The 11,336-nt window shown below is 56.3% G+C and carries 8 protein-coding genes, 1 tRNA gene and 2 rRNA genes; 4 read left to right on the forward strand and 7 right to left on the reverse strand.

The genetic code is table 11. The features are described from left to right. Positions 1-80 precede the first annotated feature (80 nt). The 4 genes from gntK (at position 81) to ACSOSI_RS23725 (ending at position 4,576) form a co-directional block, all read left to right on the forward strand. Complete coding sequence (gene gntK / locus ACSOSI_RS23710; RefSeq protein ID WP_012147191.1) at positions 81-620, forward strand: gluconokinase; 540 nt, start codon at positions 81-83, stop codon at positions 618-620. Beyond that, positions 617-1,954 (forward strand): gluconate transporter, encoded by a 1,338-nt coding sequence (gene gntU / locus ACSOSI_RS23715; protein WP_012147192.1) that lies wholly within the window; start codon positions 617-619, stop codon positions 1,952-1,954. The genes gntK and gntU overlap by 4 nt, the downstream gene beginning before the upstream one ends. A 109-nt stretch (positions 1,955-2,063) precedes the next feature. Continuing rightward, a complete protein-coding gene (gene edd / locus ACSOSI_RS23720) occupies positions 2,064-3,878 on the forward strand; it encodes a phosphogluconate dehydratase (RefSeq protein WP_261137703.1) in 1,815 nt (604 codons plus the stop codon). Between the two features lie 56 nt (positions 3,879-3,934). Further along, positions 3,935-4,576 (forward strand): bifunctional 4-hydroxy-2-oxoglutarate aldolase/2-dehydro-3-deoxy-phosphogluconate aldolase, encoded by a 642-nt coding sequence (locus ACSOSI_RS23725; RefSeq protein ID WP_476706256.1) that lies wholly within the window; start codon positions 3,935-3,937, stop codon positions 4,574-4,576. Positions 4,577-4,606: 30 nt separating this feature from the next. On the opposite strand, the gene aceK is transcribed toward ACSOSI_RS23725, so the two are convergent. From aceK to rrf (ACSOSI_RS23760), 7 genes are all read right to left on the reverse strand, one after another. Continuing rightward, positions 4,607-6,361, reverse strand: coding sequence for a bifunctional isocitrate dehydrogenase kinase/phosphatase (gene aceK, locus ACSOSI_RS23730; protein ID WP_012147195.1), 1,755 nt, complete (start codon positions 6,359-6,361; stop codon positions 4,607-4,609). A gap of 70 nt (positions 6,362-6,431) precedes the next feature. Further along, positions 6,432-7,739 carry an isocitrate lyase gene (aceA, locus tag ACSOSI_RS23735; RefSeq protein ID WP_476706257.1) on the reverse strand — a complete coding sequence of 436 codons (1,308 nt, stop codon included), beginning with the start codon at positions 7,737-7,739 and terminating at the stop codon, positions 6,432-6,434. A 47-nt stretch (positions 7,740-7,786) separates the two neighbouring features. After that, positions 7,787-9,385, reverse strand: coding sequence for a malate synthase A (gene aceB, locus ACSOSI_RS23740; RefSeq protein WP_112362600.1), 1,599 nt, complete (start codon positions 9,383-9,385; stop codon positions 7,787-7,789). Between the two features lie 386 nt (positions 9,386-9,771). Next, positions 9,772-10,701: a homoserine O-acetyltransferase MetA gene (gene metA, locus ACSOSI_RS23745; protein WP_012147198.1), complete on the reverse strand. Its 930-nt coding sequence runs from the start codon at positions 10,699-10,701 to the stop codon at positions 9,772-9,774. 195 nt (positions 10,702-10,896) lie between these two features. Then, positions 10,897-11,012, reverse strand: a 5S ribosomal RNA gene (rrf, locus tag ACSOSI_RS23750). Between the two features lie 50 nt (positions 11,013-11,062). Further along, positions 11,063-11,138, reverse strand: a tRNA-Thr gene (locus ACSOSI_RS23755). Positions 11,139-11,151: 13 nt separating this feature from the next. Then, positions 11,152-11,267 (reverse strand): 5S ribosomal RNA (rrf, locus tag ACSOSI_RS23760). Positions 11,268-11,336: the final 69 nt, after the last annotated feature.

Below are 11,336 nucleotides of genomic sequence, written 5' to 3' on the forward strand. Positions count from 1 at the left end.
CCTTCGACAATGTTACCGATAACATGTTACCGGTAACAAACAGAATAAGGTAACGTCTCTCATCGTTTTGGAGCTAAGCCATGACCAATAATCAAAACCGCATTTACGTCATTATGGGCGTTTCCGGCAGTGGCAAGTCCGCTGTGGCCGCCGCAGCGGCCCGCCAACTTTCTGCCGGGTTCCTCGACGGTGATTTTCTGCACCCGCGCAGTAATATCCTGAAAATGGCCGCCGGCGAACCGCTGAATGATGACGATCGTGCCCCTTGGCTGGCCGCACTCAATGACGCCGCCTTCGCCATGCAGCGAACCAACAATGTTTCGGTTATCGTCTGTTCAGCGCTGAAGAAACACTACCGCGATCGCCTGCGTGCCGGTAATGGCAACCTGTCGTTCATCTACCTGCACGGTGACTTCCCGGTGATTGAAGCCCGCCTGGCGGCCCGCAACGGCCACTTCTTCAAACCGCAGATGCTGGTCACACAGTTTGCCGCGCTGGAACAACCTGGCGCAGATGAGAGTGACGTGATGTCGGTGGACATCAACCAGCCGCTGGAAGCGGTGATCGCCGATACGGTGAAACATATCCAAAGTTTCCTGCCACAGGATGTGTGCGCGTGAATACTGTAACGCTGGTCGGTACCGCAGTCGGCTCGGTTCTCTTACTGCTGTTTCTGGTGATGAAGGCGCGTATGCACGCCTTTGTCGCATTAATGCTGGTGTCTATCGCTGCCGGGATCTTCTCCGGCATGCCGCTGGATCGCATTGCCGATACCATGCAAAAAGGCATGGGCGACACCTTGGGCTTCCTGGCCATCGTGGTGGCGCTGGGGGCGATGTTTGGCAAAATACTGCATGAAGTCGGTGCGCTGGACCAAATTGCGGCGCATTTGCTGAAACGTTTCGGCCAAAGCAAGGCCCATTACGCACTCGGCATTGCCGGTTTGATCTGTGCCCTGCCGCTGTTCTTTGACGTGGCCGTGGTGCTGCTGATCGGCATCGTGTTTGCCGTGGCGCGCCGCACCGACGGCAACATCGTTAAGCTGGCCATTCCGCTGTTTGCCGGTGTCGCCGCCGCCGCGTCGTTCTTGCTACCGGGGCCGGTACCGATGCTGCTGGCTTCACAAATGAAGGCCGACTTCGGCTGGATGATTGCCATCGGTCTGGTCGCCGCGGTCCTCGGCATGCTGATTGCCGGCCCGTTGTACGGCAGCTTTATCAGCCGCTACGTTAACTGGTCAATGCCGGCGGATGAAAACGAACCGACGCTGAACACCGCCAAACTGCCGTCATTTGGCCTTAGTCTGGCGCTGGTACTCTGCCCACTGGTGCTGGTCGGCATGAAAACCATTGGCGCCCGCCTGGTCACGCCTGGCTCGCAGTTACAACAATGGCTGGAGTTTATCGGCCACCCGTTTATCGCCATTTTAGTCGCCTGTTTGATCGTGATTTATGGTCTGGCGAAACCACGCGGCATGACCAACGAACAAACGCTGGCCATTTGCTCTGCGGCAGTCCAACCCGCCGGGATCATTTTGCTGATGACCGGGGCCGGTGGCGTCTTCAAACAGATTTTGGTGGATTCCGGCGTCGGTCCAGCCCTGGGGGACGCCATGATCGGTACCGGTCTGCCAATCGCCGTCGCGGCCTTTGTGCTGTCCGCCATGGTACGAGTGATTCAGGGATCTGCCACCGTGGCCTGTCTGACCACCGTCGGCCTGGTGTTACCGGTGACCAGCCAACTGGGGCTTGGCGGCGGACAACTGGCCGCGCTGGCTATCTGTATTGCCGGTGGATCTATCGTACTCAGTCACGTCAACGACGCCGGTTTCTGGCTGTTCGGCAAATTTACCGGTGCCAATGAGCTGCAAACGCTGAAAACCTGGACGGTGATGGAAACCATTCTGGGTAGCGTGGGCGGGATTATCGGCATGATTGCTTTCACCCTGTTTTAAACCACCATAACGACATAACAGCGCCCCCGGCCTTGCACATCAGGGCTGCAATTCACCACCGGGGGCACCGCCACAGGCGGCGTCTATAACAATAGCATGTGAGGAAGGTATGATTAATCCAACCCTATCCCGTGTCACACAACGCATCATCGACCGTTCCAAATCGAGCCGTACCGCCTATCTGGCACGCATTGAAGCAGCACGTTCACAAACCGTACACCGGGCCCAATTGGCCTGCGGTAATCTGGCCCATGGATTCGCCGCCTGCCAGCCGGATGACAAAACTGCGCTGAAAAATATGGTGCGCAGCGATATCGCCATCATTACCGCTTATAACGACATGTTGTCCGCCCACCAGCCCTACGAAAACTACCCGCAAAAGCTTAAACAGGCACTGCACGCAGTAGGGGCCGTCGGTCAGGTCGCCGGTGGCGTCCCGGCGATGTGCGACGGTGTGACTCAAGGACAGGACGGCATGGAACTGTCACTGATGAGTCGTGACGTGATCGCCATGTCCTCCGCCATCGGCCTGTCGCACAATATGTTCGACGGCGCGTTGTTCCTCGGCATCTGTGACAAAATCGTACCGGGACTGGTGATGTCCGCCCTGTCCTTCGGCCATTTGCCGTCGCTGTTTGTCCCTGCCGGCCCGATGAGCAGCGGCTTGCCGAACAAAGAGAAAGTCCGGGTGCGCCAACTGTATGCCGAAGGCAAGGCCGACCGTCTGGCACTGCTGGAGGCCGAGGCCGCTTCGTATCACGGCATAGGCACCTGCACCTTCTACGGCACCGCCAACACCAACCAAATGGTGATGGAAGTGATGGGGCTGCACCTGCCGGGCGCTTCCTTCGTCCACCCGGACACACCGCTGCGCGATGCGCTGACCGACGCCGCCGCACGCCAGGTCACTCGCCTGACCGAAACCGCCGGCAACTATCTGCCGATCGGCAGACTGGTGGATGAGAAGGTGGTGGTGAACGGTATCGTTGCGCTGCTGGCTACCGGTGGCTCCACCAATCTGACCATGCACATGGTGGCAATGGCTCGCGCCGCCGGCATCATTATCAACTGGGATGATTTCTCCGAACTGTCGGACGCGGTGCCATTGTTATGTCGCATCTACCCGAACGGCCCGGCGGACATCAACCAATTCCAGGCCTCGGGCGGCGTCGCCCTGGTGGTACGCGAACTGTTGAAACACGGCCTGCTGCACGAAGACGTGCATACCGTGGCCGGTTTTGGCCTGACGCGCTACACCCAGGAACCCTGGCTGGATAATGGCCAACTGGCCTGGCGCGAGGGTGCGGAGAGTTCGCTCGACGCCCAGGTTATCGCCAGCGTGGCCGAACCTTTCGAGCACCACGGCGGTACCAAGGTGCTGGCCGGTAACCTTGGCCGGGCGGTGATGAAAACCTCGGCAGTCCCCGCTGAAAACCAGATTATCGAAGCACCGGCGGTGGTCTTTGAAAGCCAGCATGACATCGTACCGGCGTTTGAAGCCGGCAAACTGGATCGCGATTGTGTGGTGGTGGTGCGCTTCCAGGGGCCTCAGGCCAACGGCATGCCAGAACTGCACAAACTGATGCCGCCGTTGGGCGTATTGATGGACCGCGGCTTTAAAGTGGCACTGGTGACCGATGGCCGCCTGTCCGGCGCTTCCGGCAAGGTTCCGTCCGCCATTCACGTGACCCCAGAAGCCTACACCGGTGGCATGCTGGCCAAGGTGCAAAACGGCGACCTGATCCGCGTAAATGGCCGCACTGGCGAGCTGGCACTGTTGGTCGATGCCGACCTGCTGGCCCAGCGCGCACCTTATCAACCCGACCTGAGCGCAGAACACATCGGCTGTGGCCGTGAACTGTTCGGCGCCTTGCGCAGCCAGCTTTCCGGTGCCGAACAGGGCGCCTGCTGCATTAAATTTTAACCGATAGCATGGCCGTACAGCCCGACGGCGGCGGCCATAACTGGAGAAAACCGTTAATGAACAATTGGAAGACAAGCGCAGAGCAGATCCTGATGGCAGGACCGGTAGTCCCGGTGATCGTCATCAACAAACTGGAACATGCGGTGCCGTTGGCGAAAGCCCTGGTCGCCGGGGGTGTGCGGGTATTGGAAGTGACACTGCGCACCGCCTGCGCGATGGACGCGATCCGTGCGATTGCCAAAGAAGTGCCAGACGCGATTATCGGTGCCGGCACGGTTATTAATCCCCAACAACTGCAGGAAGTCACCGACGCCGGCGCACAGTTCGCCATCAGCCCAGGCCTGACCGCCGATCTGCTTAAAGCGGCCACTGCCGGTTCGATCCCGTTGATTCCCGGTATCTGCACCGTGTCGGAACTGATGCTGGGCATGGATCACGGCCTGCGTGAGTTTAAATTCTTCCCGGCGGAAGCCAACGGCGGCGTGAAAGCGCTGCAGGCCATCAGCGGCCCCTTCCCGCAGGTGCGCTTCTGCCCAACCGGCGGCATCTCACCGAACAACTACCGTGACTACCTGGCGCTGAAAAGCGTGCTGTGCATCGGCGGCTCCTGGCTGGTACCGGCAGATGCACTGGAAAGCGGTGACTACGCCCGCATCACCGAATTGGCGCGCGCCGCCCTTGCGGGTGCGAAAGCGTAATATTGCCGGGCGCGGTAATGAACCGCGCCCTTATGCCGTAGCCGATGTCGCGGGCAGCGCCGCACCACTACGCTGGCTGAAGCGCCGTTTTTTGCGGTAAGCAAACACGTCTTCCACATGCCCATCGCGGATGCGCTGTTGCAACCCGCGCCAGTAATCGGCCTCGAACAGGTCGCGATGCATCTCTTCAAACACCTGCCGGATACGCCGGTCACCACACAGAAAGTGCCGGAATTCCTCCGGGAAGACGTCATTGGGTGACACGCTGTACCAGGGTTCGCTGGCCAACTCATCTTCCGGATAGCGCGGTGGCGGAATATCACGGAAGTTGACCTCGGTCATATAGCAAATCTCATCGTAGTCGTAGAACACCACCCGCCCGTGCCGGGTCACGCCAAAGTTCTTGAACAGCATATCGCCGGGGAAAATATTGGCGGCAGCCAGCTGCTTGATGGCGTTACCGTATTCTTCTATCGCGTCGCGCATCTGCTGTTCATCGGCCTGTTCCAGATACAGATTCAGCGGTGTCATGCGTCGTTCCATATACAGATGCCTGATCGCGATGCGATCGCCCAGATCCTCCAGCTTATCCGGTACCTCGCGCTGCAGTTCCGCCAGCAGTTCCGGACTGAGTCGCGCCTTGTCGACGACAAAGTTTTCGTACTCCTGGGTATCCGCCATGCGTCCTACGCGATCGTGTTCTTTCACCAGTTGGTAGCAGGCCATCACCTGCGCCTGCGTCACCTCTTTTTGTGGCGCAAACTCATCCTTGATCACCTTGAATACCCGATCGAAAGACGGCAGGGTAAACACCAGCATCACCATGCCCTTCACTCCCGGCGCGATGATGAACTGCTCCTGCGAGCCACTCATAAAGGTCAGGTACTCACGGTAACATTCTGTTTTTCCGTGCTTCTGGCAACCAATCGCCATATACAGCTCGGCGGTGGTTTTGCCCGGCAGTATTTCACGCAGCCACTCGACCATTGCCGCCGGCAGAGGGGCGTAAACCATAAAGTAGGAGCGGGCGAAGCCGAATACGATGCTGGCCTCGGCCTTGCTGGTCAGGCAGGTATCAATAAACAAGGCGCCGGAATCACTGTGATGGATCGGCAGCAGGAAAGGATAGACCCGGTCTGCCACACGCAATTTCCCTACCAGCCAGGCCGCCTTGTTGCGGTAAAACAGCTCATTGGCGATCTGGAACGTTGCACCAGCCAATTGCTGCGCGCTGAAACTCTGCTGCAACGCCAGCGTGATGTAATCAATATCGCGCGATAGGTTTTCCCACGGCAGCCGCAGAGGCAAATCGGTCAGCAGGTTGTACAACATTGCCGAAACGTCACCGTTGGCGGTGAAATCGCGTGATAATGGACGCGGGATGTCGCGAAAGCGCCCTTCCGGCTGAGAGCTGAAAACAAACAGTTTTTCCGGCGTCAGGTCGCGATGTCTGAACAGACGACAGTAGACTGAATTGAAGAAGCTTTCGGCAATCTCAAAACGTGGGTACTCCGGCAGCAGATCGGTATACACCGCCTTCACCCGACTGGGAAAGTCTGCATCAAAATACTGTTGCCCGGTGATGCACTTCAGCTGCTCTACCACCAGACCGACGTGATGATCATACAGGTGGATTCGTTTTTTCATCGCCTGCTGTACTGCCGGCCAGTCCGCCCGCTCAAAACGCTGCTGCGCACCGGCGGTCACCTCCAGGAAGCGGCCGTACTGTGCATCAAAGCCCTGCAGGATCGTCTGCGCGATCAACAGCTCCAGTTTTGCCGCCATCCTTACCTCCCGCCAGAAAAGAGAGCCTGCATAAGCAGGCTCAGAGTTAACTATCGTCAGCGTGACTGCATTAGAACTGCTGTTCTTCCGTAGAACCGGTCAATGCCGTCACTGAGGAAGCTCCGCCCTGAATAATGGTGGTCACCTTGTCGAAATAACCGGTACCCACTTCCTGTTGGTGTGAGGCAAAGGTATAACCGCGAGACACCGCGTCGAACTCTGGCTGCTGCACTTTTTCGACGTAGTGTTTCATGCCTTCGCCCTGTGCATAGGCATGCGCCAGGTCAAACATGTTGAACCACATGCTGTGGATGCCCGCCAGCGTAATGAACTGGTACTTGTAGCCCATCGCCGACAGCTCTTCCTGGAAGCGAGCAATAGTCTGGTCGTCCAGGTTCTTTTTCCAGTTGAATGACGGCGAGCAGTTGTACGCCAGCAGTTTGCCCGGGAATTTGGCATGGATCGCATCGGCAAAGCGCTTGGCCGCCTGCAGATCCGGCGTGGAGGTTTCGCACCACACCAGATCAGCGTAAGGGCAATATGCCAGGCCACGGCTGATCGCTTGCTCGACACCGGCATGGGTGCGGAAGAAACCTTCGGCAGTGCGATCTCCGGACACAAACTCGCGGTCGTACGGGTCGCAGTCAGAGGTCAGTAAATCGGCGGCATCGGCATCGGTACGTGCAATCACCAGCGTCGGCACGCCGAGCACATCGGCCGCCAGGCGCGCAGCAACCAATTTCTGGATCGCTTCCTGGGTTGGCACCAGCACTTTGCCACCCATATGACCGCACTTTTTCACCGCCGCCAGTTGGTCTTCGAAGTGCACCCCGGCAGCACCGGCCTCAATCATCGCCTTCATCAGTTCGAAAGCGTTCAGCACGCCACCAAAGCCGGCTTCGGCATCGGCGACGATCGGCAGGAAGTAGTCGGTGTAACCTTTGCTGCCCGGCTCAATTTTGTTGGCCCACTGGATCTGGTCGGCGCGGCGGAAGGTATTGTTGATGCGCTCAACCACACCCGGCACAGAGTCAACCGGGTACAGCGACTGGTCCGGGTACATCGCAGACGCCGTGTTGGCATCCGCCGCCACCTGCCAACCGGACAGGTAAATCGCCTCGATGCCGGCCTTGGCCTGCTGCAGTGCCTGGCCGCCAGTGAGCGCCCCCAGACTGTTGACGTAGCCTTTGCGTGATTTACCGTGCAGCAGTTCCCACAGTTTGGCGGCACCGTTCTGTGCCAGGGTGCAAACCGGGTTAACCGAACCGCGCAGGTTAATGACGTCTTCCGCGCTGTACGGGCGGGTGATGCCTTCCCAGCGAGCCGATTTCCATTCCTGTTCCAGTTGTTGAATCTGTTGAGCACGAGAGGTAGACATAATTTTTATCCTTTTCAATAATATAGGGTTAATGGTCAGGAACGGATTCAGGCCAGTAGCTCATAGCCCGGTAAAGTCAGGAAATCGATTAATTCGTCTTGCGTAGTGATACGCTCCATCAGGCGTGCCGCTTCGTCGAAGCGGCCAGCATTAAAGCGTGCCTCACCCAACTCTTCGCGTACTACCAACATTTCTTCTTTCAGCATCTGACGGAACAGCGCCTTGGTGACCAGTTGGCCATCGCTCAGGCTCTTTTCATGGTGGATCCACTGCCAGATAGAGGTACGGGAAATTTCCGCCGTCGCCGCGTCTTCCATCAGGCCATAAATCGGGACGCAGCCATTGCCGGAGATCCAGGCTTCGATGTACTGCACCGCCACGCGAATATTGGCGCGCATGCCGGCTTCGGTACGCTCCCCGTCACAAGGTTCAAGCAACTGCGCAGCACTGATTGGCGCGTCGTTTTCACGCAGCACTTCCAGTTGGTTACGGCGCTCACCGAGCACCCGGCTGAAGACCTCCATTACGGTATCCGCCAGCCCTGGATGGGCCACCCAGGTACCATCGTGGCCGTTATTGGCCTCCAGCTCTTTATCTGCCCGCACCTTGTTCAGCACCCAGGCATTTTTCTCGGCGTCTTTGCTCGGGATAAACGCCGCCATGCCGCCCATGGCAAAGGCACCGCGCTTGTGGCAGGTCTTGATCAGCAACCGGGAATAGGCGCTAAGGAATGACTTGTCCATGGTGACCGACTGACGATCCGGCAATACCCGGTCAGCATGATTTTTCAGCGTCTTGATGTAGCTGAAGATGTAATCCCAACGGCCGCAGTTCAAACCGACGATATGATCGCGCAGGTGGTAGAGGATCTCGTCCATCTGGAATACTGCCGGCAGCGTTTCGATCAGCACCGTGGCTTTGATCGTGCCGCGTGGCAGGGAGAAACGATCCTCGGCAAAGCTGAAGACTTCGCTCCACCAGGCCGCTTCCTGCCAGGACTGGGTTTTTGGCAGGTAGAAATAAGGGCCACTGCCTTTAGCCAGCAGTTGACGATAGTTATGGAAGAAATACAGCGCAAAATCGAACAGGCCGCCGGGGATCGCTTCCCCCTGCCACTGCACGTGTTTTTCCGGCAGATGCAGGCCGCGTACGCGAGCAATCAATACCGCCGGGTTCGGCTTTAACTGATAAATCTTGCCGGCTTCATTGGTGTAAGAGATGGTGCCGTTCACCGCGTCATGCAGGTTGATTTGGCCGTCGATGACTTTGTCCCAGCTCGGTGCCAGTGAGTCTTCGAAGTCCGCCATAAACACCTTCACATTGGCGTTCAAGGCGTTGATGACCATCTTGCGTTCAACCGGACCGGTGATTTCCACCCGGCGGTCGCGAAGATCCTCTGGTATGCCACGGATCGACCACTTTTCATTGCGAATGGAATTAGTTTCCGAAATGAAGTCTGGAAGTTCACCTTGATCGATCTTCTGCTGCCAGCAGGCACGCGCAGCCAACAGTTTGTTGCGCTGTGGAGTAAATTTACTCACCAGTTCCGCCAGGAATTCGACCGCGTCATCCGTCAACACCTGCCGTTCAGCAGCGCTAAAACCCTGCGTAAACGTTAATTCCGTGCCTACTATCTGTTGCGTCATTGTCTTGCTCCTTCCTATCGTTGCGCACCACCGTTGCCATTCAGCCAGCGCAGCTTTATCAGAAATCAGTGTGGATCAGGGCGTATAAAACGATCCTTAACTGGTCAGATCTCTTCTCTCTGGCTCTAAGAATACTCAACTAAAAATAAAAATCAAAAACCATTTCCATTTTATTATAAAATATTTTATTAACCTTTTATTATCAATTGGTTAATAAATATAACAACAGACACCGTTAAGGAAACCGGTTCCAAGGTAGAGGCGAAATTAATTTAACTAGTTGTAAGACAATGGTTTTTACTAGAAAAGAGAGTGAAATGAGGAAGACGGATGGGGAAGAGATTGCGTCGGCGGCCTCGATTCAGCCGCCGATTAGGGAAAAAGGATTACTCGAGGGTGGGGTTCATATGACGCAGATCGTACGGCGTGATCTGGTAAACGTAGTAGTTGAGCCAGTTGGCAAACAGCAGATGGCCATGGCTGCGCCAGGAGGCTTTGGGGGTGAGTTCGGGATTATCATCGGGGAAGTAATTCAGCGGTACCACAGGATTAAGACCGGCATCGTTATCGCGACAATACTCGCCAGCTAACGTTAGCGCATCATACTCCGGGTGGCCGGTCACAAACGCCAGCCGCTTGTCCTTACTGGCGAACAAATAGGCCCCGGTTTGTTCTGATTCGGCCAGGATATCCAGATCCGTATACTGGCGGATAATCTCCGTAGGAAAGTCTGCATAGCGTGAGTGAGGTGCGAGGAAGGTCTCATCAAAACCGCGAGTCAGCAAGGCATGCTGCTGCAGCGTCTGGTGCTGATAAACCCCCGACAGTTTCACTTCGCGCGTCATCTTCGGAATACCATACAGAATGTTCAATGCCGCCTGCACCGCCCAGCATACAAACAGCGTGGAGGTGACGTGATTCTTGGCCCAGTCAATCACCCGTTCGATCTGTGGCCAGTAGGCAACGTCACAGAAATCGACCAGCCCCAGCGGCGCCCCGGTGACAATCAATCCGTCGAAATTCTCATCCTGAATATCTTCAAAATCACAGTAAAAGTTATTCAAATGCTCCGCCGGCGTGTTCTTTGACTCACGGCTGTCGATACGCAGCAGCTGAATGTCGATTTGCAGCGGAGAGTTGGAAAGTAGACGTAAAAACTGGTTTTCCGTCTCGATCTTTTTTGGCATCAGGTTGAGGATCAGTACTTTCAATGGCCTGATTTCCTGTGTTTTTGCCCGAGAGGATGCCATGACAAAGACATTCTCATTACGCAAAAAACTGACTGCAGGTAACTCATCAGGAACACGAATCGGCATTGCTTAACCCTCACACATCCATTTAAACGTTTAGACTTCTAGATGCCCGAAGATAGCGTTTTTTTAGCAGGATGTCGAGCGTTCAACCGGAAGGTGAAAATGTTTCATTGCCTTGGCAGAGGCAGGATCCATACGTTTTAGGAAGGCACAAAGCAAAAAGGCCATCCTTTCGGATGGCCTCTTGGCTTAATTGATGCTTGGCAGTGTCCTACTCTCGCATGGGGAGACCCCACACTACCATCGGCGCTACGGCGTTTCACTTCTGAGTTCGGCATGGGGTCAGGTGGGACCACCGCGCTATTGCCGCCAAGCAAATTCTTTTAATTCTTTTCGCCGAACTTCTAAACCCACTTTAATAAAGTGGTGCTGATACCCAGAGTCGAACTGGGGACCTCACCCTTACCAAGGGTGCGCTCTACCAACTGAGCCATATCAGCACACTAATTTGATGCCTGGCAGTGTCCTACTCTCGCATGGGGAGACCCCACACTACCATCGGCGCTACGGCGTTTCACTTCTGAGTTCGGCATGGGATCAGGTGGGACCACCGCGCTATTGCCGCCAGGCAAATTCTGTTTCATTCCAGCCGTTACCTCAGTAACCACCAGAACCAATCTCGGAACTCGCTGAAAATC

The organism is Serratia sp. AR11, from assembly GCF_056376275.1.

Excerpts from the sequence above, each read along its gene's own strand:
- ACSOSI_RS23725 (WP_476706256.1), top strand. The coding sequence starts at position 3,935 with ATGAACAATTGGAAGACAAGCGCAGAGCAGATCCTGATGGCAGGACCG.
- metA (WP_012147198.1), bottom strand. The coding sequence starts at position 10,701 with ATGCCGATTCGTGTTCCTGATGAGTTACCTGCAGTCAGTTTTTTGCGT.
- gntK (WP_012147191.1), top strand. The coding sequence starts at position 81 with ATGACCAATAATCAAAACCGCATTTACGTCATTATGGGCGTTTCCGGC.
- edd (WP_261137703.1), top strand. The coding sequence starts at position 2,064 with ATGATTAATCCAACCCTATCCCGTGTCACACAACGCATCATCGACCGT.
- aceK (WP_012147195.1), bottom strand. The coding sequence starts at position 6,361 with ATGGCGGCAAAACTGGAGCTGTTGATCGCGCAGACGATCCTGCAGGGC.
- aceB (WP_112362600.1), bottom strand. The coding sequence starts at position 9,385 with ATGACGCAACAGATAGTAGGCACGGAATTAACGTTTACGCAGGGTTTT.
- aceA (WP_476706257.1), bottom strand. The coding sequence starts at position 7,739 with ATGTCTACCTCTCGTGCTCAACAGATTCAACAACTGGAACAGGAATGG.